Raw genomic sequence first — 25,831 nt, 5'->3', positions numbered from 1 at the left:
CCGTAACGCCTGAGCGTGGCCCGCCCGCCGACGCTAGCTGTCGGCGTCCGCCCGGCCCCAGTCCTGGCCGGCTCGCGCCCAGGCGATGTCCCACTGTGTGTAGCGCCGGCGCATGAGCCGCCATACGACCAGCCGCCGGGCGCCGTCCACCAGGACCACCGTCCCCGCGGCCGCGCCGACTCCGGCCAGCACGGCGTGCGTGGTGGTCGTGGCGGCGTCCAGCGGGCGGTCCACCGGGCGGCCGTGGTCGTCGGTCCAGATCCGGAACCGCTCACCGGGGTCGGCGTCGGGACGGGCCGCCAGGGCGCCTTGGTGGCTGCTGCCGTCCGGCCCCGTCCAGCGGGCGAGGACACGACGGTGGGCGTCCGCGGCGGAGGCGGTCTCGGGATCGGAGTCGATGGGTGGCTGCGGCAGCACCTTCAGCACGGTGGCCGAGAGCGGATGACGCTCGGCGCGCTGCTCGCGCGCGACCTTCTCCAGCGCCCCGTGCGCCCAGGACCCCGACATCCAGCCGACAACGGGGGCGACGAGCAGGATGAGCGACGCGGCCACCAGCGCCGCGTACGCCTCCAGCAGGTCGGTCCTACGGCGCAGCGGGTTGCACCGCCAGCGCCACAGCCCCCAGATCGTTCGCATGGATCACACACCCCCTTTCCCGTTCGTGGGTACCGCATCGCGGGCCGGATATGCGCTGATTCGGTGAAGAGAGAGCAATATCACGGGGTCAGCCCTTTCGCCGTTCCGGCGGGCCGTCGGCGGTCAGGGGGACACACCAGACCAGCCGTGTGCCGCCCGCCTCGGGCGCCTCGATGTCCAGAGTGCCGCCCAGGAGTTCGGCCCGGGAGCGCATGTTGACCAGCCCGCCACTGGGGGCGGCATCCCCGATGCCCACCCCGTTGTCCGTGACCGTCAGGGTGATGGCGCCGTCGACGGTCAGCCGCACCTCCGCCCGCTGGGCGTGGGCGTGCCGCACGGTGTTGCTGAGCGCCTCGGCGAGCACCGCCAGCACATGGTCGCCGGTCTCGTCCGGCACATCGGTGTCGACCGGGCCGTCCATCAGCAGCGACGGTGCGAACCCCAGGGTGTCGGAGGCCGACCGGACGGCCTTGACCAGCCGGCGCCGCAAAGTGGCGGGTTCGCCGTCGTCGTCCCCGACCGTGCGCAGAGCGAAAATCGTGGAGCGGATGATCCTGATGGTCTCGTCCAGGTCGTCGACGGCCCGCCGCACCCGTTCGGACGCCTCCGGGCGTTCGATCAGCCGGCCCGCGCTCTGCAGGGTCAGCCCGGTCGCGAAGAGCCGCTGAATGGCCAGATCGTGAAGGTCCCGGGCGATCCGGTCACGGTCCTGGAGCAGCGCCATGTGCTCGGACTCGGCGCGGTGCCGGGCCAGTTCCAGGGCGAGGGCCGCCTGCGCCGCGAACCCCGACAGCAGCTGCACCTCATGGTCGTCGAAGGGCGGCCGCCCGGCGAGCCGGCACAGCCGCAGCGCACCCGAGGCCCGCTCGTTGGCCACCAGGGGGACGGCCACCACCGGGCCGAACTCGCTCTCCGGAGCCGGCAGCGGCCAGGACCGGGCCCGCGAGTCCACCCGTATGTCCGAGGCGACCGCGGGGCGCCCGGTGCGGGCGGCGAGCCCGGCCAGCGAGCCGTCGGACGGCACCACGAGCCCGCCGACGCGCTCCGCGTCATGCCCCTCGGCCACCTCGACCACCAGGGAATCGGTGCCCGCGGCGGGCAGCAGGATCGCCGCCGAGTCGGCGAGGGCCACCTGGAGGGCGAGCCGGGCGATCATGCTCAGCACCTCGCCCGCCGGGGTGCCCGCCAGCAGCGTACGGGTGATGACGCCGAGCGCTTCCAGCCACTGCTCGCGGCGCCGGCTCTCGTGGTACAGCCGGGCGTTGTCGATGGCCACCCCGGCGGCGACCGACAGGGTGGTCAGCACCGCCTCGTCGTCGGGGTCGAACTGGGCGCCGCCGCGCTTCTCGGTCAGATACAGATTCCCGAAGACCTCGTCCCGGACCCGGATCGGCACGCCCAGGAAGGACCGCATCGGCGGATGGTGCTCGGGAAAGCCGTAGCTCGCCGGATGCTCCGACAGATCGGTGAGCCGCAGCGGCTGGGGGTGACGGATCAGCTCGCCGAGCAGTCCGTGGCCACTGGGTAACGGACCGATGCGGCGCGCCTGTTCCCCGGACATGCCGACCGGCAGGAACTGGGAGAGCCGATGCCGGTCGACCACGCCCAGCGCGCCGTACTCCGCGTCGGCCAGCACCACCGCGGACTCCACGATCCGGCGCAGCACCTGCTCCAGATCCAGCTCGCGGCCCACACTGAGCACGGCCTCCAGCAGGTTGTGCATCCGGTCCTGGGTGGACCGGGCGGCGTCCAGCCGCGCCTGGAGCTCGTCGAGAAGCTGATCGAGCCGGAGCTGGGGGAGGGCCGGATGGCGTCCTTGGTCCGCGCTGCCCGACACCTGGCCTCCATCCCCCTCGCGCCTCTCACCAGCAGGGTATCCGGGGCGGGCACGGATGGTGACGGCGAGCGAAGGAACTCGGCCAGGGTCGGTGGGCCGCCGGGGGCCGATGCCTAGGAATCCGGCACCACGGCGGCCGGACACTTGGCGTGATGCAGAACGGCGTGGTTGACAAGCCCCAGTTGCATGCCGAAGTGCCCCTGCCGCCGCCTGGCCCCCACCACCAGCAGATCGGCGTGCGCCGAGGCGTCCAGCAGCGCCTTGCGCGCCGAGCCCTCGACCGGGCGGTGCGCCACCGGCACCGGCGCCAGCCCGGCCGCCGTGGCGCCGCCCAGCGCCTCGTCCAGCAGTGCGGCGGCGCGCCGTGCGTGGTCCTCGCGCGCCCCGTGGTCCTCGGGGCCCGCGCAGCGCCATGCGTGCACGGCCGTCAGCTCGCCGCCGCGCAGCCGCGCCTCGCGGAGGGCGAACGCGACCGCGGCGGAGGGCGGCGTGGGCTCCTGCTCGCCGGGGCGCTCGCGCTCGGCGATCCCGACCACCACCCGGTGCGTCCCGCCGTGCACGTTCTCCGGGTGGCCGCGCACCACGACCACCGGGCACTGGGCGCGCGCCGCGATGCCCAGTCCGACCGAGCCCAGCAGCAGGGAGGCGAACTCGCCGCGGCCGCGCGAGCCGACCACCAGCGCCTCGGCGCTCTGCCCGGCGCGCAGCAGGGCGGTGACCGCGTCGTCGGCGGCCAGGTCGGTCATCACCTTCAGGGCCGGCACCCGCCGCCCGGCCCGCTCGGCCGCGGTGGCCAGCACCGCCTCGCTGTGCAGCCGCTCGGCGGGACGGTCGGCGGCCGTGCCCGGAACGTACCCTTCGTACCGCTCCCACAGGGAGGCGTGGACGATGCGCAGCGGAAGGCCGCGGCGCCCGGCCGCCTCGGCCGCCCAGTCCAGTGCGTCCGAGGCGGCGTCCGAACCGTGGACCCCCACGACCACAGGAAGCTCCACCGTGCCCACCGCCTCTCCCGCCGGCACATGGATATGTCTCTTCCCATTGTCCCGTCGTCCCGCCGATTCCGTGGCCGAGGGAGGCCGGCGGCTCACTCAGCGCAGCCGCATGGCCAGCGTCACCACGGCGCCCACCGCCCCCGCGCTGATCGCCAGCCGGTCGGTGACCAGCCGGGTCAGCCACAGTCCGCGGCCGTTGGTCGCGCCGTCCAGCCCCGGCAGGATCTGCGGGATGACGTCCTCGGAGAAGCCGGGGCCGGAGTCGCTGATCCGGCACTCCAGCTCGTCGCCGATCCGCCGCAGCAGCAGGGATCCGGTGCCGCCCGCGTGCTCGACGGCGTTGTTGGCGATCTCGTCGACGGCCAGCACGAAGTCGCCGCGGCGGGTCTCGCTGAGCCCGGCCCAGGCCGCGCACTCCTCGACCTGCACCCGTAGCCGAGGCAGCTCGTCAGCGGTGAAACGGCGCTGAAGCAGGTGTTCTCCGGCTCGATCGGCGGACCGACGACGAGGGTCGGCTAGCACCAGTGCCTCCCGTTGGTGACGAGTACGAGCGACATCACAGGGTCGGTGAAGCAGCCGAGGGTACGAGGAGTCTGGCCTCATCGGTTGTCACGACCATAAATGACGTGTCATATCGGAAACGTGACCGGAAATGGGTAAGGGCGAAGCGATACCCGTTCGTCGGTGTATCGCTTTGGATCGTCCGCCTCTCATGCGCATAGTGACCGCCGAGGGGCGAGGGGGGAGAGGAGACGGCAGAGTGAGGTCATGATGGGACTTCTGAGCGCGCTGAAGACCGAACACCGGGAGCGGGTGATGGCGCTCGCCCACGATGTGTCCTTCCCCTCGGGGGCGCGCATCTTCGAGGAGGGCCGCAAGGCCGACCGCTTCTGGATCATCCGCACCGGCGCGGTCACCCTCGATCTGCATGTGCCGGGGCGGCGGGCCGCGGTGATCGAGACCCTCGGCCCCGGGGAGCTCATCGGCTGGTCCTGGCTGTTCCCGCCGGACACCTGGCATCTGGGCGCGGAGGCGCTCAGCCCGGTGCGCGCGCACGAGTTCGACGCGGAGGCGGTGCGCCGGCTGTGCGACGAGGACCCGGCGCTCGGCTACGCCCTCGCGCTGGCCTGTGCCCAGGTGATCGGGCGCAGACTACAGAGCGCCCGCACCCGGCTGCTGGACCTTTACGGGCCATACGCGGGCGGGATCTCGCCATGATCGGGACGGTGGGTGCGGCGGGCGGCCCGGGGGCCGAACGGCCCCTTACGCTTCCCCGCGGCAGACCGTAAAGCTGGGCAGCCGGATCGCGACCGGCGACCCGCGCGCCGATGGAGGAGAGGCCGTGCCCCAGACAGCCGACCCCGACGGCCCCATCGGGGTCTTTCTGCTCGACGACCACGAGGTGGTGCGGCGCGGACTGCGCGATCTGCTCGACGCCGAGTCCGATCTGAAGGTGGTCGGCGAGGCGGCGAACGCCCGCGAGGCCCTCGCCCGCGCCCCCGCCGTACGGCCCCGGGTCGCGGTGCTCGACGTACGGCTCGGCTCCTCGGGCGACGGCGGGGACCACGAAGGGATCGAGGTCTGCCGGGAGTTGCGGACCCGCCTCCCCGACCTCGCCTGTCTGATGCTGACGTCCTTCGACGACGACGAGGCGCTCTTCGACGCCATCATGGCCGGCGCCGCCGGCTATGTGCTCAAGCAGATCAACGGATCCGATCTGGTGTCGGCGGTGCGCACCGTGGCCGGCGGCCGCTCCATGCTCGACCCCGGCGCGACCGCCCGGGTGATGGCCCGGCTGCGCGGACCCGCGCCCAGCGGGCCGGTGGAACTGGAGCAGCTCTCCCCCCCGGGAGCGGGAGATCCTCCTGCTGATCGGCGACGGGCTGACCAACCGGCAGATCGCCGAGCGGCTGTTCCTGGCCGAGAAGACCGTCAAGAACCGCATCTCCGCGATCCTGTCCAAGCTGGGCGTGGGACGGCGCATTCAGGCCGCGGTGATCGCCGAGCGGCTCAGGGAGCGCGAAACGGGCCAGTGAGCCCGTGCGGAGTGCGGCACCGGCCGGTGAGCCCGTGCGGAGCACGGCCGTAAGGGTGAGAGAACGCCCTTACGGCGGGCCGGGAGCACCTGTCGCGCGAAGCGCGGGACCGGCTCCCCTCCGGTCCCGCGCCCCACGCCGAACGGGGGCGCGCCGGTCGATGACGCTCATCACCGCAGTGGAGTGAGAGCCCGGCCCGCCCCCGGCGACGGAGACCGGCTCGCGGTACTGCTCGGTCCAGCATCGCGGTGCGCCCCGCCGCCGGGGAGGGGCCGAACGGCCCTCGGCGACCGGGGTCAGGGGCCCGGACACGTCTGGGGCCGGACGGGGAGACCCCGTCCGGCCCGATCCTTCCCGCGACCGGGCACCGGCCCGGTCGCTTCACCTCCCGAATCGTGTCAGTAGCCGCCTCCCGGCTGCGGCGACCGGCCGCCCGGGTACTGCTGCTGACGACCGTAAGGGTCGTCGTAAGGAGACGGCGCGGGCGCCGCCGGGCGGGGCGCGACCGGACGGGTCATGGCCGGGCGCATCGCCTCGTACCCCATCGGCGCGGCAGGGCTGGGCCGCTGCGCCTGCGGCTGCTGGGCGCCCGGGTAGCCCCGCGGCCCCGTGGGCTGCTGCGGGATGTAGGGCGTGTGCGCCTGCTGCAGACCGGTGGGCTGCGGCGTGTGCTGCTGGTATCCCTGCTGCGGGGGCTGCGGGGAGGGAGCGGCCGGCAGTGCCGGAAGCGCCGAGGGCAGGGCCGGAAGATGACTTCCGGTGTCGTAGGCGGACGGCACCCTGATGGGTGCGATCTGCGGTGTCCCCCGCTCGGCGACAAGGCTGTCGTAGATGGGGGTGTCCGGGAAGGACGGCGAGGAGTAGTAGCCGCCACCGTAAGTGCTGCGGGGGGAGGTCATAGACCATAAGTTAAGCCCACGATGTGCTGATTGGGGAGCCCGGTAGGAGGGTTGTTTTCAGTGTTCGGAGTGGCCGCGGATCCCCAATCAGAGCGAACCCGGGAAAATCGGTCGTCAGGGTACGTTGAGTTCGTGTAAAGAGCGCGTTTTCACTGGGTAACCGCCGGTCGTACGACGTGGTTCGGCGGCCGGGTGACCCGGGTGACCGAGGAGAAGAGAGAGGCAGGGGGACACAATGGCCATGCGCAAGGGCGGTAACACGCCAGTACCGGCGGACGCGGTGCGGATCGAGCTCGGCTGGCGCACCGGGCCGGGGGTGCCGGACGTGGACGCCTCGGCGCTGCTGCTGGTGTCCGGAAAGGTCAGGTCCGACGGGGACTTCGTGTTCTACAACCAGGCGGCGCACTCCTCGGGCGCGGTGCGCCACGAGGGGAAGCGGACCACGGGTGACGCGGTGACCGACACCCTCTCGGTGGACCTCGCCCGGGTCGAACCGGCCATCGACACCGTGGTCCTCGCGGGCTCAGCCGACGGAGGGACGTTCGGGCGGGTCCCCGGTCTGCACATCCGGGTGCTGGACGCGGCCGGCGGCGCGGAGATCGCCCGCTTCGACAGCGACGACGCCACGGTCGAGACGGCCTTCGTCCTGGGCGAGTTGTACCGCAGGCAGGGCGCCTGGAAATTCCGCGCGGTGGGCCAGGGGTACCAGAGCGGGCTGGCGGGGCTCGCCACGGACTTCGGCATCAGCGTCGACGAACCGCGGCAGACGCCGCCCCCGCCCGCCGCCCCCGCTCCGGCCGGCCCGCCGAACGTCGGACAGAACCCCTACGCGGCCCAGACCCCGTACGCGGCCCCCGCGCCGCCGTCCGGCCCTCCGGCCGGGGCGTACCCGCCTCCGCCGCCCACCGCCGTCTCCACGCCCCTTCCGCCGCCCCCGCCCGCCGCACCGCCCGCCCCCGCCCCGACGCCGGTGAGCCTCAGCAAGGTCACCCTGACGAAGGAGGCGCCCTCGGTCTCGCTCACCAAGCAGGGCGGCACCTCCGGCACCATGCGGATCAACCTCAACTGGCAGATGCAGAAGCAGTTCTCGGGCTGGGCCTCCAAGCTCGGCAAGGCCATGGCCATGCACAACGACCTCGATCTCGACCTGGGGGCGCTGTTCGAACTCGCCGACGGCAGCAAGGGCGTGGTCCAGGCGCTCGGCAACTCCTTCGGCTCACTCCACCAACCGCCCTTCATCCACCTGGACGCCGACGACCGGACCGGTGCGCGGGCGGCCGGTGAGAACCTCACCATCAACCTCGACCACCGGCAGTCGTTCCGCCGGATCCTGGTCTTCGTGACCATCTACGAGGGCGCCCGCAGCTTCGCCAACCTCCACGCCACGGTCACCCTGCAACCGCAGTTCGGCGCCCCGATCGACTTCTCGCTCGACGAGTGCACCGTCCCGTCCCCGGTCTGCGCGCTCGCGCTCATCACCAACACCGGCGGCGACCTCGTCGTCCAGCGCGAGGCCCGCTACCTGGTGCCGGAGCGCGGTGTCAGCCCGCAGCGCACCCTCGATCACGCCTACGGCTGGGGCATGAACTGGACCCCAGGCCGCAAGTGACGATCCGGGATGCGCGGCTGACGATCCGGGATGCGCGGCGCGGCCGTCAGGGCGCGGCGCTGGGGCGGGCGTAGGTGCGCCCCTTCCAGGCCGCGCCCTGCCCGAGGTGGTGCCGCACCGCCGAGTCCACGGTCATCAGCAGATACAGAAGGGCCGTCAGGGGCAGCAGCGGCGCCAGCCACAGGGTCTGCCGGTAGTAGTGCAGCATCGGGACGTAGGTGCCCGCCATCAGGAGCCAGGCGGCGGCGCCCGCCGCCAGCGGCGCGGGGCGCCCCGTCAGCACTCCGGCGGCCACCGCGGCGGGCGGTACGAGATACACCACCGCCAGTCCCGCGACCGTCACCAGCAACAGCAGCGGATTGTGCCGCAGCTGGGTGTACGCGCTGCGCGAGACCATCCGCCACAGCTCGCCCAGGCGCGGATACGGCCGCACGCTGTCGACCCGGTCGGCGAGACCCAGCCAGATCCGTCCGCCGGACCGTTTCACCGCGCGGGCCAGCGCCACGTCGTCGATGACCGACTTCCGGATCGCCTCCGGGACCCCGGCCCGCTCGGCCGCCTCCCGGCGCAGCAGTACACAGCCGCCCGCGGCCGCCGCCGTGCGCCCCCGAGGCCGGTTGACCCACCGGAAGGGGTACAGCTGTGCGAAGAAGTAGACGAACGCGGGCACGATCAGCCGCTCCCAGTAGGTCGCCACCCGCAGCCGCGCCATCTGGGAGACCAGGTCCAGCCCGTTCTCCTCGGCCGCGCGCACCAACTCCCGCAGGGAATCGGGTTCATGGGCGATGTCCGCGTCCGTCAGCAGCAGATAGTCGACGCCGCCGCCGTCCTTACGGTCGACGGCGGGACGTTGCGCCGCGAGCGCCATGCCGTGCCGCACCGCCCACAGCTTGCCGGTCCAGCCGGGACCGGGTTCGCCGGGGGAGTCGACGGTCAGCGGCAGCCCGCCGTACCCGTCCGCCAGTTCACGGGCCAGCTTTCCGGTGCCGTCCGAGCTGCCGTCGTCGATCAGGAAGATCTCCGCGGGCCCCGGATAGTCCTGGGCGAGCAGCGAGGGCAGGCTCTCCGGAAGCACCGCGGACTCGTCCCGGGCGGGCACCACGACGGCCACCGAGGGCCATCCGGCGGACTCCGGGGACCCGGACGGGCCCGGTGACCCGGATGGGTTCGGTGGGCCGGACGGGTCCGGCGGGCCGGTCAGGGGCAGTCGGACGTCCGTACGCCAGAAGAAGCCCTGACCCAGCAGTAGCCACAGCCATGCGGCCAGGGACCCGGCGGCGATCCACATCAGCGCGCTCACCCGCCGAAGTCTGCCGGAAGGCGGGCCCGGCCGTCGGGCGCACGGGACCGATCCCTTAAAGTGACCGGGTGAAGATCGCGCTTATGGATTCCGGAATCGGGCTTTTGCCCGCCGCCGCCGCGATGCGCAGACTGCGGCCGGACGCCGATCTCGTCCTCTCCTCCGACCCCGCCACCATGCCGTGGGGACCGCGCACCCCCGAGGACGTCACCGAACGCGCCCTGGGCTGCGCGCGGGCCGCCGCCGCCCAGGGCCCCGACGCGCTGATCATCGCCTGCAACACCGCCTCCGTCCACGCCCTGCCCGCGCTGCGGGCTGAGCTGGAGCCCGGACTGCCGGTCATCGGCACCGTGCCCGCGATCAAGCCCGCGGCGGCCGGTGGCGGGCCGATCGCGATCTGGGCCACCCCGGCCACCACCGGCAGCCCGTACCAGCGCGGACTGATCCGCGACTTCGCGGACGGCGTCGAGGTCACCGAGGTCCCGTGCCCGGGGCTCGCGGACGCGGTGCAGCACGCCGACTCCGAGGGCATCGACGCCGCGGTGGCCGCCGCGGCGGCCCGCACCCCACGCGAGGTAACGACCGTCGTCCTGGGCTGCACCCATTACGAACTGGTCGCCGACCGCATCCGCGCCGCCGTGCAACAGCCCGACGCGCCCCCGATCGCCCTCCACGGCTCGGCCGGGGCCGTCGCCGCCCAGGCCCTGCGCCGGATCGGCGCCGACCCCTTCCCCCCGGCCGGCGAGGTACCCCCGGGCGGTCTGACCGTCCTCCTCAGCGGACGCGAGGCCACCCTGCCGGAGGCCGCCCTGGCCTACGCCGAGGGAGCGCTGCTGGCGCCCGTCGCCCCGGCGCGCGGTTGACCGGAACGCGTCGTGCGATGAGCTGACCGAAACGCGCCCCACCAGCGGTTTCATCCGCCCCGCTGCCGTGGTGCCGGAAGGTGAGTACGCTGCCAACCATGAGGCACCACGACCACGGCAAGCCGACCGCCCACGGGCAGCCGCCCGAGGTCTGGACCGGCCGCGCCCACAATCGCGTGCAGTGGGTGCTGGCCGTGGCGGGCGCCGCGTGCCTGGCGCTCGGTGTCGACCTCGCCGTCGACTCGCCGTGGGGCTCGGGCCTCGCCCCGCTGCTGATGTCCGTCATCGGCTGTGTCACCGCCGGACTGCTGATGCTCTTCGGCACCCTCGCCTTCGTCCATGTGGCGGTGCGGGTCGACGACGAGGTGCTGGAGGTCCGCTGCGGCCATATCGGGCTCCCGCGCCGCCGCATCCCGCTCAGCGATGTGGTCCACGCCGATGTGGCCCACAAGGTCACCCCCTGCCAGTGGGGCGGCTGGGGCTACCGCTGGCGCCCCGAGAAGGGCACGGCGGTGGTGGTGCGCCGGGGCGAGGGCCTGGTGGTCCGCCTCGGGGACGGCCGCGTCTTCACGGTCACGGTGGACGACGCGGAGGCGGCCGTCCGGGTCATCCGCGACCGGCTGCGGCTGATCGCGGCCCGCGCATCCCAGGTCTAGCCGGTCCGCGTTCCCCGAAAGCCGGTCCAGTCCCCCGTAGGAGTCCGGGTCCCCCGTAAGAGGAGTCCGCGTCCCCCGTAAGAGGGGGACGCGTTTTCTGTCCGGGGAACGCTCACCTCGAGCCAGGCGCCCCCGCCGGCCGTACCCGGTGTCAGGGAAGCGTTCCCGGGCCGTCGTCCAGGCGGCTGGCGGTCGCCAGTCCGGCCAGGAGGCCCGCTCCCGCGGTGATCTCGGAGAAGCTGAGGGCGTTGCCCAGACAGGACTCGACGGCCAGGGCCGTCAGGGTCGCGGCCGCCGTAAGGACCACCGGAGTGGGACGCGGGGAGCGCCACAGGGCGTGCAGCAGCCAGCCGAAGGCCGCGCCCAGCAGGGCCACCCCCGGCAGCCCCTGGCCGACCGCCTGCTGGAGCGGCGCCGAATGGGGCTTGGCCTCCAGGCCGTCCGGCCGGGCCGCCGCCGAGCTCAGCTCGCCGAACCGGTCCGGGCCCACACCGCGCACCCAGTCCGTCTCGCCGATACGGGCCGCGTCCTGCCACAGCCGGACCCGGTGCTCGGTGAGCTGGGCCCGCAGGGCGGACGGCAGCCCGCCCGGGACCGCGCCCTTGGCCACCGCCCAGGTGCCGCCCACCGCGACCGCCGCGATCAGCGCGCACGCGGCGAGCGCCGGCAGCCGCCGCGGCCGGGCGGCGGCGAGCGAGCACAGCAGGACGGCGCCGCTCGCCGCCGCGCCCGCCGTCGAGCCGCCCACCACGGCCGTCAGCGTGACCGCCGCGGCCAGCAGCCACAGGGCCGGGCGGAGGACATGCGGTGCGGCCCAGGCCGCGCAGCAGACCGCGCCGGTGGCCAGAGTGAGCTGGGCCGCGCCCGGCCCCTCATGGCCGGTGATCCCGTGCGGCGAGGTGCAGGCCAGGGCGAGTCCCGCGAGTCCGGCGGCGGCCGTCGAGGTGACCGGCAGCAGCGATCCGGCCATCCGGCCGCATGCGTAACCGGCGGCCACCGCCAGCACGGCCAGCAGCACCCCCTCGGGGCGGGCCGGCCGCCCCATGGCGGCGATCAGGGCCCAGACGGCGCAGCCGCCCAGGATCAGGACCCCCGCGACATCGGATGCCCCGGCGCGCCCCTCGGCCGGTCTGCCGTGGCCCTGGACGACCGGTTCCACCACTGATGACGTCATCCCGCCGACCCCCCGTCGTGACGGGCATCGCATCCGGCGGCCTTACGGCCGGGATACGAGCCATGACATCCGGAACAGTAGCGCTTGTCGTGAGGAATGTGTATATGGTGCGCAGAAACGATGAGTCGGCCGTCATCACGTGAATCACCGGGCGTGGGACGCGAGGTACGGCCACCGGGCGCGTTCCCTTTTCCGCCCGATACCCTCTGCCCATGGCGACCCCCGACTTCATCCGCGACCTCAGGGCCTCCATCGGCCACCAACTGCTCTATCTGCCGGGCGTGAGTGCCGTGGTCTTCGACGACCAGGGCCGGGTGCTGCTGGGCCGCCGGGCCGACAACGGTCGCTGGACGATCATCTGCGGCATCCCCGAGCCCGGTGAGCAGCCGGGCACCGCGGTGGTCCGCGAGGTGGAGGAGGAGACCGCGGTGCGCTGTGTCCCCGAGCGCATCGTGCTCGTACGGACGCTGGCGCCGGTGACCTACCCCAACGACGACGTGTGCCAGTTCGTGGACATCTGCTTCCGCTGCCGCGCGGTCGGCGGCGAGGCGCGGGTGAACGACGACGAGTCGCTGGACGTGGGCTGGTTCCCGCTCGACGCGCTGCCGGAGATGGAGGACTTCTCCCTGTCCCGGATCAAGCAGGCGCTCGACGACGGCCCGGCGTTGTTCGACCCCATCGCCGCGGAGTGAAGTATGTGGCGTCGGCACATCGGTCCGGGCGCGACGGCTGCCTAATGTGCCCCTCATGAGCGCGTCCACCACACCAGGGCCGGCCCCCCGGCCGTCCGACGGCCTCGATCTGTCCGGCCGTACCGCACTCGTCACGGGCGCCGCGGGGGGCATCGGCCGGGCCTGCGCGCTGCGGCTGGCCACCGCCGGGGCGCGGGTGCGGGCCGTCGATCTGGACGCCGCGGGCCTCGCCGACCTGGTCGCCGCGGCCTCCGGGCTGCCCGGTCCGGTCGAGGCCCACCCCCTCGACCTCACCGACCTCGACGCCGCCGAACGGGCCGCCGCCGGCACCGACATCCTGGTCAACAACGCCGGGCTGCAACTCGTCCGGCCCATCGAGGACTTCCCGCCCGAGGTCTTCTCCCGCGTGCTCACCGTGATGCTGGAGGCCCCGTTCCGGCTGGTGCGTGGCGCGCTGCCCCATATGTACGCGCGTGGCTGGGGCCGGATCGTGAACGTTTCGTCGGTGCACGGGCTGCGCGCCTCGCCGTACAAGTCGGCCTATGTGGCCGCCAAACACGGTCTGGAGGGGCTCTCCAAGGTCGCCGCCCTGGAGGGCGCGGCGCACGGGGTGACCTCCAACTGCGTCAATCCCGGCTATGTGCGCACCCCGCTCGTCGAGCGGCAGATCGCCGACCAGGCCGAGGCCCACGGGATCTCGCCGGAACGGGTCGTCTCCGAGGTGCTGCTGGCCGACGCGGCGGTCAAGCGGCTGGTCGAACCCGAGGAGGTCGCCGAGGCCGTCGCGTACCTCTGCGGTCCGCACGCGTCCTTCGTCACCGGCGCCTCGCTCAGCATGGACGGCGGATGGACCGCCCACTGAGCGGCCCACAGCCACAGGACCGGCCACCAGTTGATGAAGGCCGATTGGCTCAGACATGGGGTGGGGAAGGCCGATTGGCTCAGCCAGGTGGTGGGGAAGGCCGATTGGCTCAGCCACGCGGTGGAGAGGGGCGATTGGCTGAGCCACGGGGTGGAGAGGGCCGATTGGCTCAGCCAGGTGGTGGGGAAGGTCGATTGGCTCAGCCACCCGGCCACGAAAGCCGGTTGGCTCAGCCTCAGCCTCAGCCACGCAGCCATGAGGGCCGATTGGCTCAGCCACCGTCCGATGGTGGCCCATTGGCTCAGCCACCGGACCGCGTCCTGCCCGGCCGCCCCGTCGAGGTGACGTCACCGGGCCGCCCCGCGCCTGGTGCCGCCGCGCCCGTCGGGAGTATGTCTGTGCCCATGCCCGACGACCAGCCGGAGACCCCCTACCTGGAACTGCTCGTACGCGGCGCGCCCGCCGAGGCGTACGAGCGCCCGGTGCTGCGCGCCCGCGCGGACAAGGCCCCGGCCGACCGGCTGGCGGCCCTGGAGCGCGCCAAGCTGCTCGCCCTGCGGGTGCGCGGTGAGCTGGAGGGACGGCGGCGTCGTGAGGCCGAGCTGTCCGCGCTCTTCGAAACCGCCCACGACCTGGCGGGGCTGCGCGATCTGGACGCGGTGCTCCAGGCGATCGTGCAGCGCGCCCGCTCCCTGCTGGGCACCGAGGTCGCCTATCTGACGCTCAACGACCCGACGGCCGGTGACACCTATATGAGGGTCACCGACGGTTCGGTCTCGGCCCGCTTCCAGCAGTTGCGGCTCGGCATGGGGGAGGGGCTCGGCGGCCTGGTCGCCCAGACCGCCCGTCCCTATGTGACCGAAAGCTACTTCCACGATCCGCGGTTCCAGCACACCGGCACCATCGACGCGGGTGTCAGGGACGAGGGACTCGTGGCCATCCTCGGGGTGCCGCTGCTGCTCGGCAGCGGCGTCATCGGCGTGCTGTTCGCGGCCGACCGGCGGGCCCGGGTGTTCGAGCGCGAACAGATAGCGCTGCTCGGCTCGTTCGCCGCCCACGCCGCCGTGGCGATCGACACCGCCCATCTGCTCGCCGAGACCCGTACGGCGCTCACCGAGCTGGAGGCCGCCAACGAGATCATCCGGGACCGCAGCGGGGTCATCGAGCGCGCCTCCGACGTCCACGACCGGCTCACCGAGCTGGTGCTGCGCGGTGGCGGGGTGCATGACGTGGCCGACGCCGTGGCCGAAGTGCTCAGCGGTTCCGTGGAGTTCGTCGAGGCCGACGAGGCGCCCGCGGCGGCCGTCGACCGGTCCCGGGCCGACGGCCGCGCGGTGCGCGACGGCGAGCAGGACTGGGTCGCCGCCGTTTCGGCGGGCGGCGAACTGCTCGGCGCGCTCATCTTGCGCGGCCACCCCCGGCTGGACCCCGTGGACCAGCGCACCCTGGAGCGGGCAGCGATGGTCACCTCGCTGCTGCAACTCGCCCGCCGCTCGGCGGGCGAGGCCGAACAGCGGGTGCGCGGTGAGCTCCTGGACGACCTCCTCGACGCCCCCGACCGCGAACCCCGGCTGTTGCGCGAACGCGCGGCACGGCTCCGGGCGGACCTGGACGCGCCCCACGTGGTGCTCGCCGCGAGCATCGAAGCCCCGGACACCGGCACACCCGCCGCCGGGCCCGGTGGGTCATCTGCGGGCGGGCCCGGTGGGACACCCACGGGCGGGTTCGATGGCGCATTCCGATGCGGACCCGGCGGCGCACCCGGAGGTGGGCCTGGTGGCACAGCCGGAGGTCGGTCCGGGGGCATGCCCCGGAGTGGATTCGGTGGCGCATCGAGAAGTGGGCCTGGTGGCGCGCCCGGAAGCGCGCCCGGGGGTGGGTCTGGTGGTGCGCCCGGAGGCGGGTCCGGGGGCGCACCCGCCGGGTCTGGGGGCGCGCCCCGGAGTGGATTCGGCGACGCACCGAGAAGCGGACCTGGTGGCGCGCCCGGAGGCGGGTCTGGGGGCATGCCCCGGAGCGGATCCAACGACGCACCGAGAAACGGGCCTGGTGGCACGCACAGAAGCGGGTCCGCAGGCAGACCCGGAGGTGGGTCTGGTGGCGCGCCCGGAGGCGGGTCTGGGGGCATGCCCCGGAGCGGATCCAACGACGCACCGAGAAGCGGACCTTGTGGCGCGCCTGTAGGCGGGTCTGGCGGGACGCCTGGTGGCGCGCCTGGCGGCGCATCGAGAAGCGGGTCCGGCGGTGCGGCCGGAAGCGGGGCCGGCGGTGCGCATGCTGAGGATGCCGCCGGGCGCCGGAGGTTGTGGTCCGCCGCTTCCCATCTGGCGGCCACCCGGCACGGTCTGGCCGCCACCCGTGACGGCGGCACCGTGCTGCTGCTGCCGCTGGCCGAGGGCGACACCGCCGACGCCCTCGCCCGCCGCACCGCCCGGCAGCTGGGCACCGCCGTGCACGCCCCGGTCACCGTCGGCGCCTCCGCACCGGTGGCCGCGCCCGCCGGGCGGCCGGGGGAGGTGGCGGCCGGCTACGCCGAGGCGCGGCGCTGTCTGGCCGCCCTGCGGGCGCTGGGCCGGGCCGGACAGGGCGCCGCCGCCGAGGACTTCGGCTTCCTCGGCCTGCTGCTGGCCGGTACCCGCGACGGCGCCCCGGACGGCACCGGCGTCCAGGACTTCGTGACCCGCACCCTGGGTCCGGTCCTCGACTACGACGAGCGGCGCGGCACCGAGTTGATCCGCACGCTCGACGCGTACTTCGCCGGCGGGATGAGCCCGGCCCGGACGAAGGACGCGCTCCACGTGCACGTCAACACGGTGGCGCAGCGGCTGGAGCGGGTCGGGCGGCTGCTCGGCCCCGACTGGCAGTCGCCCGCCCGCTCCCTGGAGATCCAGCTCGCCCTGCGGCTGCACCGCCTGGCCTCGGCCCTGGGCTACTGAGCCGAGGACGAACGGGCCGGGCGCTCCGTCGTCTCTGTCTCTGTCTCCGTCCCCGTCCCTGTCCTCGTTCCCGGTCCCGTTCCCGGTCCCGTTCCCGTCTCGCTCTCCGTCCTCCCCGCCGGCCGCGGGGAGGGCGCCGTGGCCGGTTCGACGGCGGCCAGATCGCGGTCCCGGGTCTCCTTGGCGGCGCCCACGGCCACCAGGGTGAGCAGGGCCGCCGCGATCACATAGAGGGCGATCGGCGTGGCGCTGTCGTAGTCGGCCAGGAGCGCGGTGGCGATCAGCGGGGCGGGCGCGCCGGCCGCGACCGATGAGAACTGCGCCCCGATCGACGCCCCCGAATACCGCATCCGGGTCGCGAACATCTCGGAGAAGAAGGCCGCCTGGGGCGCGTACATCGCCCCGTGGAAGACCAGCCCGACCGTCACGGCGAGCACCAGGGCCGGGAAGTCCTGGGTGTCGATGAGGAGGAAGAAGGGGAAGGCCCACGCGCCCACACCCGCCGCGCCCAGCAGATACACCGGGCGGCGTCCGATCCGGTCCGACAGCGCGCCCCATGCGGGAATGACCGCGAAGTGCACGGTCGAGGCGATCAGTACGGCGTTCAGCGCGGTCTGCTTGTCCAGGCCCACGTGGTCGGAGGTCGCGTAGACGAGGACGAAGGCGGTGATGACGTAGTAGCTGATGTTCTCCGCCATCCGCGCGCCCATGGCGACCAGCACATCCCGCCAGTGGTGGCGCAGGACCGCCACCAGCGGCAGCTTCTCGGCGGCGGCACCGTCCCGGCCCGTGGCGGCCTTACGGGCCTCGGCCTGGGCCAGCGCCGCCTTGAACACGGGCGATTCATCGACAGAGAGCCGAATCCACAAGCCGACCAGTACCAGCACGCCCGAGAGCAGGAACGGCACCCGCCACCCCCATGACGCGAAGGCGCCGTCGGAGAGCAGCGCGGTCAGCGCGGAGAGCACCCCGGTGGCCAGCAACTGTCCGGCGGGGGCGCCGGTCTGCGGCCAGGACGCCCAGAACCCGCGCCGCCGCGCGTCCCCGTGCTCCGACACCAGCAGCACCGCCCCGCCCCATTCGCCGCCGAGCGCGAAGCCCTGGATCAGGCGCAGCGCGGTGAGCAGGACGGGCGCCGCCGAGCCGACCGTGGCGTGGGTGGGCAGCAGCCCGATGGCGCAGGTGGCGCCGCCCATCATCAGCAGGCTCAGGATCAGCAGCTTCTTACGGCCGAGCCGGTCGCCGTAGTGGCCGAAGACCAGGGCGCCGATCGGCCGGGCGGCGAAGCCGACCGCGTAGGTCAGGAACGACAGCAGGGTGCCGACGAGCGGATCGGAGTCGGGGAAGAAGAGCTGGTTGAAGACGAGTGCGGCCGCCGACCCGTAGAGGAAGAAGTCGTACCACTCGATGGTGGTGCCGATGAGGCTCGCGGCGACGATGCGCCGGAGGTTGCCGGGAGGTGGGGGAGCGGTTGATGCCGAGGCCATGTGCGCCACTTCCTCGTGTGCGGTGGGGACGGTACGTGTCGGGCACACGGTAGGAAGGCTCGGATCAGGCGCACATGTGGTGGGGCGACATAGTTCCGCGGCCGGTTATGCGTGTGGCCATCATGCCCGCTCGCGGATGGGCGGTTCGGGGACCCGAGGGGACGGAACCGGTGCGTTGGGCCGCGGTGTGCGGTTCGGATGCCCCTGGTTATGCGAAGGTCACCTCGGCGGTGGCGTGCTGGGCGTCGCGGTGGGTCGCGGTGCGCAGGTGGACGGTGGTGTCGGAAGGTGTGCCCTCGGCGAGGATGTGCTCGCCGGCGAATACCGGCCGCCGCAGCCGGAAGGACAGCGAGCGCACCCGGCGTTCGGGGGCGTTGCGGCGCACCACGTCGAGCATGAGCAGGGCGAGCAGCGGGCCGTGGACGACCAGGCCGGGGTAGCCCTCCGTGTCGCGGCAGTACGGGGCGTCGTAGTGGATGCGGTGGGCGTTGGCGGTGAGGGCGCTGAGCCGGAACAGCAGCGTCGGGCCGGGCTGGAGGCGCAGGTGCCAGGGGCTCTCGGGATCGGGCGTGGAACCGTCGTCGATGGTGGCCGGGTGCCGTCCGCCGCCGCTGCGGCCGGATCGGTAGACGATGTCCTGTTCCTCCGCCATGCACACCCGGCCCGACTGGCGGAACTCCTGGCGCTCGGTGACGAACAGCAGCTCGCCGCTGCGGCCCCGCTTCGGGGTCACCGCGGCGAGGCTGCTGGTCCGCTCGGCCGGTTCGCCCAGTCGCAGCGGCTCGACGATCTCGCAGCGCCCTCCGGCGAACATGCGCTGCCGGTCGGGCAGCGGCGGCAGGAAGCGGGCGGCGCGCAGATGGCCGTCGGGGCCGAGGTCGTGCTGGGCGGGCCAGTGCAGGAAGTGGAACCACTGCCACAGCGGAGGGAGCGGGTCACCGGCCTTCGCGGCGGGTCCGGGCAGGTCCAGGAGGGCCGACACGGCGGCGGTGGGGCCCGGGTCCATCGGGTCGTGCGCGGTGACCGGCTCGGGGTGCCACGTTTCGACGTAGGAGCTGAGGGGGGCGGTACCGGGCTGCATGGTAGGTGTGACCTCGCGCTTCAGGTGAGGGGTGCGGTCTTCGATGCGGTTTTCGATGCGATCGATGCGGTCTTCGACGGTTGTGGGCGGCGGCGGGCGTCTGGGCGGCGTCCAGATGGGAGGCGCGCGACGGTTCCGGGCCGGACGGTGCGGCGCGCTCCGCCGCGCCGGTGGCGAGCCGCGTCGTGGGCCTGGTACGCCACCGGGATCCCGTCATCGGTACGGGCGGAAGCGTCGGTTCGATCATCGGCGCGCGGCGGCATCGGCGTCACGCGTCCGCGCCCGGTCCGTCCGGCGTGTGCAACCGGGCGGAGGGCCACCGCCCGTGTGACGCGGCCGAGTCGATCAGGCGGGTCAGTTCCCGCGCGACGATCTCGACGGCCGGTGGGACGCGTCCGTACCGCGGGGTCCCCAGGACGATCGACCGCCATACGTCGGGCTCGGACAGGGGAGCGGCGCTGAGCGCGCCGTTCGCGACGTCGTCGGCGATGCCGACGCCGGGCAGGATGGTCCAGCCGTGTCCGGCCAGGACGAGCTGTTTCTGCACGCGCAGGGAGTTGGTCTGCACGGTGATGTCCATGGCGACCCCCGAACGGGCCGCCGCGCCATCGATCAGTGTGCGCAGGGCGTGGCCGGAGGCCGGCATCACGAGGGGGCGCGCCGCGACCTCCGCGAACGGCACCGGGCGATCCGCGCGCAGCCCGGCCGCGGTGGGGGCCACCGCCCACAGGCGCTCACGGACCAGGGGGCGGGCGTTGAGGGACGGAGAGCTGTCCAGGTTGTACAGCAGGGACAGGTCCAGGTCGCCGTCGTCCAGCCACTGCTGGAGATGGCCGGAATAAGCGGTCAGCAGACGCAGCTCCACACCCGGGTGGGCGACGCCGACGGCCGACACCAGCGGCTCGGCCAGCAGGTCGCTGGTGCTCTCCAGCAGGCCGAGGGTGACGATGCCGGTCACCTCTCCGGGGCGGGGCTGTACCTCGGCGCGCGCCCGCTCCAGCTCGTTCAGGGCCCGGCGCGCCCGGTCCACCAGGATCTCGCCCGCCTCGGTGGGCCGCATGCCCTGTCGTGTGCGCTGGAAGAGGGAGACGCCGAGTTCCTCCTCCAGTGTGCGGATCTGCCGGGTGACGGCGGGCTGCACCAGGTGCAGCAGCTCCGCGGCGCGGGTCACGCTGCCCACCTCGGCGACCGTGACGAGCGCCTTCAGCTGTTTGACGTCCATCAGGGGTGCCTCCTTCCCGGCCATCCGCGGCCCGTATGGATCCATCATGGATCGCTATTTCACATAGCCGCTCATGAGTGCCGATGATGTTACTCGAGTCCGGGCCACCCATACCTCCGGAGGTCAACGCATGGCCGTCTGACCCCCTCGAAGCCACTCCCCAGACCGCGGCAAGGAGACCTCTTCCCATGAGCACCCTCGACATCCTGTCCGAGGACGAGCAGTTCATCGTCCGGACGGTGCACGACTTCGTCGACAAGGACATCAAGTCCGTCGCGCGGGAACTCGACCACACCAACACCTATCCCGAGGCGCTCATCGAGCGGATGAAGGCCCTCGGCATCTTCGGCCTCGCCGTCCCGGAGGAGTACGGCGGCGCTCCGGTGTCCACCCCCTGCTACGTCCTGATCACCGAGGAGCTGGCACGGGGCTGGATGAGCCTGGCCGGTGCCATGGGCGGGCACACCGTCGTCGCCAAGCTGCTGCTGCACTTCGGCACGGAAGAGCAGAAACAGCGGTACCTGCCGAGGATGGCCACCGGTGAGATACGGGCCACCATGGCCCTCACCGAGCCGGGCGGCGGCTCCGACCTCCAGGCCATGCGCACCATCGCCCGTAAGGACGACGACGGCTACGTGGTCAACGGGACCAAGACCTGGATCACCAACTCCCGCCGCTCACAGCTGATCGCCCTGCTGTGCAAGACCGATCCCGAGGCATCCCCCGCACACAAGGGCATCTCCATCCTGCTCGTCGAGCACGGGCCGGGACTCACGGTCTCCCGGGACCTGCCCAAGCTCGGCTACAAGGGCGTGGAGAGCTGCGAGCTGTCCTTCGAGGACTACCACGCTCCCGAGGACGCGGTGCTCGGCGGTGTCGAGGGCAAGGGCTTCGCCCAGATGATGAAGGGTCTGGAGACCGGGCGTCTCCAGGTGGCGGCCCGCGCACTCGGCGTCGGCCGCGCCGCCCTGGAGGACGCGCTCGCCTACGCACAGGACCGTGAGTCGTTCGGCAAGCCCATCTGGAAGCACCAGTCCATCGGCAACTACCTCGCCGACATGGCCACCTCCCTCACGGCAGCCCGTCAGCTCACCCTCTATGCCGCCCGTGAGGCCGATGCCGGCCGGCGCGTGGACATGGAAGCGGGCATGGCCAAACTGTTCGCCTCCGAGACGGCCATGCAGATCGCGCTCAACGCGGTCCGCATCCACGGAGGATACGGCTACTCGACCGAGTTCGACGTGGAGCGTTACTTCCGGGACGCCCCGCTGATGATCGTCGGCGAGGGCACCAACGAGATCCAGCGGAACGTGATCGCGAACCAGCTGGTCAAGCGAGGAGGACTCGACGTGTGAACGTACACCGTCAGCGGCCCGGTCCGCCGGTCCGGGAGCCGTTTGCGGTCCGTGGGGTGCGCGGCTGAGCCGCGCTCTGGCCGGTCACCGCTCCAGGATGCCCCACCGTGCCCAGGCTGAGCAGGACGTGGCGCTCGGCGACCTCCGCTCCTACCACGCGCTGACCCCCGCCTACTACGCCTGGGTGCACGCCACCGCCTGCCCCGCCTTCCTGCGGGCCGCGCGCTATCTGGCCCGCCCGCTCGACGAACGCCAGGAACGCCGCCTCTACGACGAGCTGCTGCGGCTCGGCGACATCCTCGGCATCAAGCGGCGTGACATGCCCGCGACGCCCGAGGAGTACTGGCCGTACTTCGAGGCGATGGTCCGCGAGGAGCTGGAGCTGACGGCCGTGGCACGGGAACTGCTCGATCCGCGCCCCCCGGCTCCCGCCGCCCCCGGCTCCCGCGCGCCGCTGCGCACCCTGTGGCCCGCGCTGTGCCGGCCGCTGGCGCGGCTGCACGTGTTCGTCACCACCGGCCTGCTCCCGCCCGTCGTCCGGGAACGCCTCGGGCTGACCTGGACCCGCCGGGACGAGCGGCGGCTGCGCCGGTTCGGCGCCGTGGTCCGCGTCCGCGTCCTCGTCCCGCTGCTGCCCGAGCGGCTGCGCTACCTCCCCACGGCGCGCGCGGCCCGCCGGGCCGCCCGGCCACCCCGCTGACCGGCTAGTCCGCGCGCCCCGCGCGCGGCCGCCGTGCCTTGCCGAGCTGGAGCATGGCGGCGCCGAGCTGGTCCGGGGTGAGCGAGGGGGCGGGGAGCGCGTGGGCGCCCTCGGGGCGGAGCCCGTCGAGCAGCAGGGCCAGATAGCGGCGCCAGGCCAGCGGAGCGGCGGCGGTCGAGCCGGGGACCGCGCGGCCGAGCGCGGCCAGCAGGAACAGCAGGTCCTCCGCGGTGGCGTCGTCCCGGGCCGCGCCCTGCCGCTGGGCACGGCGCAGCAGGACGTCCAGCGTCTTGTGGTTCTCCTTGCGGAGCGCGTCCAGCGAGGGGACGCCCTGGATGCCGGTGGTCATCAGGTCGTTGGTGCCCCGGTCGGCGGCGAGCAGCCCGAAGATGCGCTCCAGATAGGCCGTCAGACCGGCCCAGGCGTCGGGCGCCGAGCGGGCCTCCTCGGCGGCCCGCAGGATGTCCCGCAGGGAGTCGCCGAATACCGCCTCGATGAGTTCCGCCCGGCCGGCGAACCGCCGGTAGAGGGTGGCGCTGCCGACCCCGGCCCGACGGGCGATGTCGTCGAGCGGGGCGTCCACACCCTGATCCGTGTAGATCTCCCGGGCGGCTGCTATCAGCATCTCGCGGTTGCGCCGTGCGTCTCGGCGCAACGGTGTCTCTTTCTCCACACGGCTGCCCATGGCCCGCAACCCTAACACTAACCGGGGGAATCTCTCCGGTTAGGTGCTAAGATCATCGAGAGAACGGGGAACGGTCCCCGGTTCTGGTCCCCGGTTCTGGTTTCGGGGGAAGCCACCAACCGACTGACGGGATCGCCATGCCCCAGGATCTGTCCGCGCTCGGCGCGGATTTCATCGCCGATCCGTATCCGGTCTACGCGCGGCTGCGGGAACGGGGCCCGGTCCACCGGGTGCGCACCGACACCTCCGGTGAGTTCTGGCTCGTCGTCGGCCACGAGGAGGCCCGCGCCGCGCTGACCGACCCCCGGCTGAGCAATGACATCCGTCACTCGGCCACCTGGCGGGACGACGGCGGCAACGCCATCGGGCGGAACATGGTGCAGACCGACCCGCCGCACCACACCCGGCTGCGGGGGCTGGTGGCCCGCGCGTTCACCCCGGGCCGGATCGAGGCCCTGCGCCCCCGCGTGCAGCGGATCGCGGACGGACTCCTGGACGTGATGACCCCGTCGGGCCGGGCCGACCTCGTCGAGGACTACGCGCTGCCGCTGCCGCTGGCCGTCATCTGCGAGCTGCTGGGCGTGCCGGAGGCGGATCGCAAGGCGTTCCACGGCTGGTACCTGGACAGCTCCGACCCGACCCGGCCGGAGGCCGCCGGTGCCGCCGTCCAGGACCTGACCGGCTACTTCGCGGAACTCATCGCGTCCAGGCGCCGCGCCCCCGGAGACGATCTGCTCAGCTCCCTGGTCCGCACCATGGACGCGGGCGGTGACGCGCTGTGCGCCGAGGAGATGCTCGGCATGGCGTTCGTCCTGCTGGTGGCCGGCTACGAGACCTCCGCCAGCCTGATCTCCAGCGGCACCCTCGCGCTGCTCCGCCACCCCGGGCAACTGGCCGCGCTGCGCGCCGACTGGTCGCTGCTGGAGGGCGCGATCGAGGAGATGCTGCGCTATGACGGCCCGGTGGAGAGCGCCGCGTTCCGCTTCACCAGGAAGCCGGTGGAGATCGCCGGCACCGCCATTCCGGCCGGGGAGTCCGTCGCGGTGGTCCTGGCCTCCGGGTCGCGGGACCCCCGCCGGTTCGCCGACCCGGACCGCTTCGACATCCGGCGCTCGCCGCGCGGCCACCTCGCCTTCGGGCACGGTGTCCACCACTGCCTGGGCGCCCCGCTGGCCCGGCTCGAAGGGGCCATCGCCGTCCGGACCCTGCTGGAGCGCTGCCCCGGCCTCGCCCTGGACGCCGATCCGGCCGACCTCGCCTGGCGGCCCGGCCTGATGCTGCGCGGGCCGCGCCGGCTGCCGGTGCGGTCCACCCCCACTCCCGGCGCCGGTGCCCGCGCCGCCGGCGCCTGAGGGGTGTCGACGGACCGCGGCGGACGGCCACCGCGGTCCGTGGGGCAGCGCGTTCAGCGCGGCCGCGGAAGCATGCGCAGCGGACCGGCGGTGAGGCTCATCTGCGGCCTCGGCCGGATCTTCGTCCCCGGAATCGGGCGCATCCGCCAGCGGCCCGCGATCGCGGCCAGGGCCAGCGTCGCCTCCGTCATGCCGAAGACATCGCCGATGCACTTGCGGCTGCCGCCGCCGAAGGGCAGATACGCGCCGCGTGCCACGTCCTTGGCCCGCTCCGGGAGCCAGCGGTCGGGGTCGAAGGACTCCGGGTCGGGGAACAGGGCCGGATCGCGGTGCAGCACATACGGGCTGATCAGCACGTCCGACGCCGGGGGCAGCCGCCGCCCGCCGAGTTCGGTGGCCTCGGTGGTGGTCCGGGTGAAGAGCCACGCGGGCGGGAAGAGCCGCAGCGCCTCGCTGAACACCCGCTGGGTGTACGCGAGCCGGGGGACATCGGCGTAGACCGGGGCCCGCCCGCCCAGCACCTCGTCGACCTCGGCGTGCAGCGCGGCCTCGGCCCGCGGATTGCGGCCGAGCAGGAACCAGGTCCAGGTCAGCGCCGAGGCGGTGGTCTCGATCCCGGCCAGCAGCAGGGTCATCACCTGGTCGTGGATCTCCTGGTCGGACAGGGTGCCGCCGGTCTCGTCGTCCTGGGCGGCGAAGAGCGCCGACAGCACATCGCCGCGGTCGCCGCGGTCCGCCGCCCGGTAGTCGTCGATCATGCGGTCGATGAGCCGGTTGAGCCGGCCGAGCGCGTCGTCGAAGCGCCGGTTCGCCGCGATCGGAAGCCTGGCCAGCAGGCCGGTGGGATCGACCGCCTGCCGGTAGGCGCCCTCCACGACGACCGGCAGACAGTGCTGGATCTCGGCCACGGCATGCGGCGCCATATCGGTGGAGAACAGCGCACCCGCCGTCACCCGCGCGGTGAGCGCGAGCATCTCATGGCTGACGTCGACGGGCCGGCCCGCCGTCCACGCCGTCGACTCGGCCGCGCACTCGCGCTCCATCACCTCCGCGTACCGGGCGATCCGGGCGGCCTGGAAGGCGGGCTGCACCAGTCGGCGCTGCCTGCGGTGGTCCGCCCAGTCGGAGGTGATCAGGCCGTTGCCCAGGATCGGCTTGGCCTTCTCCTTCACCGGCCCGCCGGTGTCGTAGACCCGCGCGTTCACCAGCACCTGCTGGACCAGCTCCGGATGACAGGGCAGATACGCGGGCCGGGGTCCCAGCCGGAGTTCGACCAGATCGCCGTGGGCGGGCAGGGAGGCCAGGAACTGAAGCGGTTTGCGGCCCATGAGCAGGGCGTGGCCGGCCAGCGGAAGCCCGCCGGGGGCGAGGGCGTGCCGCCAGTGGCGCGTCGCCGGTTGCTGCGCGGTCCTCATGCGGAAGAGTCCTTCACTCGCGAGGTCGGGTACGGAAGGTCC

The 25,831-nt window shown here is 73.3% G+C and carries 22 protein-coding genes and 1 pseudogene; 11 read left to right on the top strand and 12 right to left on the bottom strand.

Annotated features, from left to right (window positions below):
* Positions 1 to 33: 33 nt before the first annotated feature.
* From PS467_RS07025 to PS467_RS07010, 4 genes are all read right to left on the bottom strand, one after another.
* A complete protein-coding gene (locus PS467_RS07025) occupies positions 34 to 636 on the bottom strand; it encodes an Rv1733c family protein (RefSeq protein WP_311034484.1) in 603 nt (200 codons plus the stop codon).
* Between the two features lie 88 nt (positions 637 to 724).
* Positions 725 to 2,473: a sensor histidine kinase gene (locus tag PS467_RS07020; protein ID WP_311034483.1), complete on the bottom strand. Its 1,749-nt coding sequence runs from the start codon at positions 2,471 to 2,473 to the stop codon at positions 725 to 727.
* 113 nt (positions 2,474 to 2,586) lie between these two features.
* Positions 2,587 to 3,474, bottom strand: a complete 888-nt coding sequence (locus PS467_RS07015) for a universal stress protein (RefSeq protein ID WP_311034482.1) — start codon at positions 3,472 to 3,474, stop codon at positions 2,587 to 2,589.
* Between the two features lie 87 nt (positions 3,475 to 3,561).
* Complete coding sequence (locus PS467_RS07010; RefSeq protein WP_311034481.1) at positions 3,562 to 3,987, bottom strand: ATP-binding protein; 426 nt, start codon at positions 3,985 to 3,987, stop codon at positions 3,562 to 3,564.
* 246 nt (positions 3,988 to 4,233) lie between these two features.
* Between PS467_RS07010 and PS467_RS07005 the strand changes: the two genes are divergently transcribed.
* Positions 4,234 to 4,683: a cyclic nucleotide-binding domain-containing protein gene (locus tag PS467_RS07005; protein WP_311034480.1), complete on the top strand. Its 450-nt coding sequence runs from the start codon at positions 4,234 to 4,236 to the stop codon at positions 4,681 to 4,683.
* Positions 4,684 to 4,807: 124 nt separating this feature from the next.
* Positions 4,808 to 5,501, top strand: a pseudogene (locus PS467_RS07000) (response regulator).
* A gap of 398 nt (positions 5,502 to 5,899) precedes the next feature.
* Here PS467_RS07000 and PS467_RS06995 read toward each other — a convergent pair.
* Positions 5,900 to 6,400, bottom strand: coding sequence for a DUF6643 family protein (locus PS467_RS06995; RefSeq protein WP_268970641.1), 501 nt, complete (start codon positions 6,398 to 6,400; stop codon positions 5,900 to 5,902).
* 241 nt (positions 6,401 to 6,641) lie between these two features.
* Here PS467_RS06995 and PS467_RS06990 point away from each other — a divergent pair, with 241 nt between their 5' ends.
* Positions 6,642 to 8,009 carry a TerD family protein gene (locus PS467_RS06990; protein WP_311039779.1) on the top strand — a complete coding sequence of 456 codons (1,368 nt, stop codon included), beginning with the start codon at positions 6,642 to 6,644 and terminating at the stop codon, positions 8,007 to 8,009.
* Positions 8,010 to 8,055: 46 nt separating this feature from the next.
* Here the strand turns inward: PS467_RS06990 and PS467_RS06985 are convergent, their stop codons facing one another.
* Positions 8,056 to 9,297, bottom strand: coding sequence for a glycosyltransferase (locus tag PS467_RS06985; protein ID WP_311039778.1), 1,242 nt, complete (start codon positions 9,295 to 9,297; stop codon positions 8,056 to 8,058).
* Positions 9,298 to 9,377: 80 nt separating this feature from the next.
* Between PS467_RS06985 and PS467_RS06980 the strand changes: the two genes are divergently transcribed.
* Both PS467_RS06980 and PS467_RS06975 read left to right on the top strand, forming a co-directional pair.
* Entirely contained in the window at positions 9,378 to 10,172 is a 795-nt protein-coding gene (locus PS467_RS06980; protein WP_311034479.1) for a glutamate racemase, read from the top strand.
* 98 nt (positions 10,173 to 10,270) lie between these two features.
* Positions 10,271 to 10,828 (top strand): hypothetical protein, encoded by a 558-nt coding sequence (locus PS467_RS06975; RefSeq protein WP_268970638.1) that lies wholly within the window; start codon positions 10,271 to 10,273, stop codon positions 10,826 to 10,828.
* A 151-nt stretch (positions 10,829 to 10,979) separates the two neighbouring features.
* Here PS467_RS06975 and PS467_RS06970 read toward each other — a convergent pair whose 3' ends face one another.
* On the bottom strand, positions 10,980 to 12,002 hold the full coding sequence (locus tag PS467_RS06970; RefSeq protein ID WP_311034478.1) for an O-antigen ligase family protein: 1,023 nt from the start codon (positions 12,000 to 12,002) through the stop codon (positions 10,980 to 10,982).
* Positions 12,003 to 12,214: 212 nt separating this feature from the next.
* Between PS467_RS06970 and PS467_RS06965 the strand changes: the two genes are divergently transcribed.
* The 3 genes from PS467_RS06965 (at position 12,215) to PS467_RS06955 (ending at position 16,492) form a co-directional block, all read left to right on the top strand.
* Positions 12,215 to 12,694 (top strand): NUDIX hydrolase, encoded by a 480-nt coding sequence (locus PS467_RS06965; RefSeq protein ID WP_311034477.1) that lies wholly within the window; start codon positions 12,215 to 12,217, stop codon positions 12,692 to 12,694.
* Positions 12,695 to 12,749: 55 nt separating this feature from the next.
* Positions 12,750 to 13,556, top strand: coding sequence for a 3-hydroxybutyrate dehydrogenase (locus PS467_RS06960; RefSeq protein WP_311034476.1), 807 nt, complete (start codon positions 12,750 to 12,752; stop codon positions 13,554 to 13,556).
* Between the two features lie 404 nt (positions 13,557 to 13,960).
* Complete coding sequence (locus tag PS467_RS06955; RefSeq protein ID WP_311034475.1) at positions 13,961 to 16,492, top strand: GAF domain-containing protein; 2,532 nt, start codon at positions 13,961 to 13,963, stop codon at positions 16,490 to 16,492.
* Here the strand turns inward: PS467_RS06955 and PS467_RS06950 are convergent.
* From PS467_RS06950 to PS467_RS06940, 3 genes are all read right to left on the bottom strand, one after another.
* Positions 16,486 to 17,979, bottom strand: a complete 1,494-nt coding sequence (locus tag PS467_RS06950; RefSeq protein ID WP_311034474.1) for an MFS transporter — start codon at positions 17,977 to 17,979, stop codon at positions 16,486 to 16,488. The two genes, PS467_RS06955 and PS467_RS06950, sit on opposite strands and share 7 nt — an antisense overlap.
* Before the next feature lie 208 nt (positions 17,980 to 18,187).
* Entirely contained in the window at positions 18,188 to 19,060 is an 873-nt protein-coding gene (locus tag PS467_RS06945) for an HTD2 family dehydratase (protein WP_311034473.1), read from the bottom strand.
* A 268-nt stretch (positions 19,061 to 19,328) separates the two neighbouring features.
* Entirely contained in the window at positions 19,329 to 20,282 is a 954-nt protein-coding gene (locus PS467_RS06940; RefSeq protein WP_311034472.1) for a LysR family transcriptional regulator, read from the bottom strand.
* Positions 20,283 to 20,470: 188 nt separating this feature from the next.
* Here PS467_RS06940 and PS467_RS06935 point away from each other — a divergent pair, with 188 nt between their 5' ends.
* Together PS467_RS06935 and PS467_RS06930 are read left to right on the top strand one after the other, a co-directional pair.
* Complete coding sequence (locus PS467_RS06935; protein WP_311034471.1) at positions 20,471 to 21,637, top strand: acyl-CoA dehydrogenase family protein; 1,167 nt, start codon at positions 20,471 to 20,473, stop codon at positions 21,635 to 21,637.
* 97 nt (positions 21,638 to 21,734) lie between these two features.
* Positions 21,735 to 22,337, top strand: coding sequence for an oxygenase MpaB family protein (locus PS467_RS06930; RefSeq protein WP_311034470.1), 603 nt, complete (start codon positions 21,735 to 21,737; stop codon positions 22,335 to 22,337).
* A 4-nt stretch (positions 22,338 to 22,341) separates the two neighbouring features.
* On the opposite strand, the gene PS467_RS06925 is transcribed toward PS467_RS06930, so the two are convergent.
* On the bottom strand, positions 22,342 to 23,022 hold the full coding sequence (locus tag PS467_RS06925) for a TetR/AcrR family transcriptional regulator (protein WP_268970628.1): 681 nt from the start codon (positions 23,020 to 23,022) through the stop codon (positions 22,342 to 22,344).
* A gap of 137 nt (positions 23,023 to 23,159) precedes the next feature.
* On the opposite strand from PS467_RS06925, the gene PS467_RS06920 reads away from it, so the two are divergent.
* Positions 23,160 to 24,374 (top strand): cytochrome P450 family protein, encoded by a 1,215-nt coding sequence (locus PS467_RS06920; RefSeq protein WP_311034469.1) that lies wholly within the window; start codon positions 23,160 to 23,162, stop codon positions 24,372 to 24,374.
* A gap of 53 nt (positions 24,375 to 24,427) precedes the next feature.
* On the opposite strand, the gene PS467_RS06915 is transcribed toward PS467_RS06920, so the two are convergent.
* Complete coding sequence (locus PS467_RS06915) at positions 24,428 to 25,789, bottom strand: cytochrome P450 (RefSeq protein ID WP_311034468.1); 1,362 nt, start codon at positions 25,787 to 25,789, stop codon at positions 24,428 to 24,430.
* Positions 25,790 to 25,831 lie beyond the last annotated feature (42 nt).

The organism is Streptomyces luomodiensis, from assembly GCF_031679605.1.
Taxonomy (GTDB): domain Bacteria; phylum Actinomycetota; class Actinomycetes; order Streptomycetales; family Streptomycetaceae; genus Streptomyces; species Streptomyces luomodiensis.
The sequence above is the reverse complement of the archived record's forward strand: the minus strand, read 5'-3'. Positions and strand labels throughout refer to the sequence as shown.

Excerpts from the sequence above, each read along its gene's own strand:
- PS467_RS07025 (WP_311034484.1), bottom strand. The coding sequence starts at position 636 with ATGCGAACGATCTGGGGGCTGTGGCGCTGGCGGTGCAACCCGCTGCGC.
- PS467_RS07005 (WP_311034480.1), top strand. The coding sequence starts at position 4,234 with ATGATGGGACTTCTGAGCGCGCTGAAGACCGAACACCGGGAGCGGGTG.
- PS467_RS06995 (WP_268970641.1), bottom strand. The coding sequence starts at position 6,400 with ATGACCTCCCCCCGCAGCACTTACGGTGGCGGCTACTACTCCTCGCCG.
- PS467_RS06990 (WP_311039779.1), top strand. The coding sequence starts at position 6,642 with ATGCGCAAGGGCGGTAACACGCCAGTACCGGCGGACGCGGTGCGGATC.
- PS467_RS06985 (WP_311039778.1), bottom strand. The coding sequence starts at position 9,297 with ATGTGGATCGCCGCCGGGTCCCTGGCCGCATGGCTGTGGCTACTGCTG.
- PS467_RS06975 (WP_268970638.1), top strand. The coding sequence starts at position 10,271 with ATGAGGCACCACGACCACGGCAAGCCGACCGCCCACGGGCAGCCGCCC.
- PS467_RS06970 (WP_311034478.1), bottom strand. The coding sequence starts at position 12,002 with ATGACGTCATCAGTGGTGGAACCGGTCGTCCAGGGCCACGGCAGACCG.
- PS467_RS06965 (WP_311034477.1), top strand. The coding sequence starts at position 12,215 with ATGGCGACCCCCGACTTCATCCGCGACCTCAGGGCCTCCATCGGCCAC.
- PS467_RS06960 (WP_311034476.1), top strand. The coding sequence starts at position 12,750 with ATGAGCGCGTCCACCACACCAGGGCCGGCCCCCCGGCCGTCCGACGGC.
- PS467_RS06955 (WP_311034475.1), top strand. The coding sequence starts at position 13,961 with ATGCCCGACGACCAGCCGGAGACCCCCTACCTGGAACTGCTCGTACGC.
- PS467_RS06950 (WP_311034474.1), bottom strand. The coding sequence starts at position 17,979 with ATGGCCTCGGCATCAACCGCTCCCCCACCTCCCGGCAACCTCCGGCGC.
- PS467_RS06945 (WP_311034473.1), bottom strand. The coding sequence starts at position 19,060 with ATGCAGCCCGGTACCGCCCCCCTCAGCTCCTACGTCGAAACGTGGCAC.
- PS467_RS06940 (WP_311034472.1), bottom strand. The coding sequence starts at position 20,282 with ATGGACGTCAAACAGCTGAAGGCGCTCGTCACGGTCGCCGAGGTGGGC.
- PS467_RS06935 (WP_311034471.1), top strand. The coding sequence starts at position 20,471 with ATGAGCACCCTCGACATCCTGTCCGAGGACGAGCAGTTCATCGTCCGG.
- PS467_RS06930 (WP_311034470.1), top strand. The coding sequence starts at position 21,735 with ATGCCCCACCGTGCCCAGGCTGAGCAGGACGTGGCGCTCGGCGACCTC.
- PS467_RS06925 (WP_268970628.1), bottom strand. The coding sequence starts at position 23,022 with ATGGGCAGCCGTGTGGAGAAAGAGACACCGTTGCGCCGAGACGCACGG.
- PS467_RS06920 (WP_311034469.1), top strand. The coding sequence starts at position 23,160 with ATGCCCCAGGATCTGTCCGCGCTCGGCGCGGATTTCATCGCCGATCCG.
- PS467_RS06915 (WP_311034468.1), bottom strand. The coding sequence starts at position 25,789 with ATGAGGACCGCGCAGCAACCGGCGACGCGCCACTGGCGGCACGCCCTC.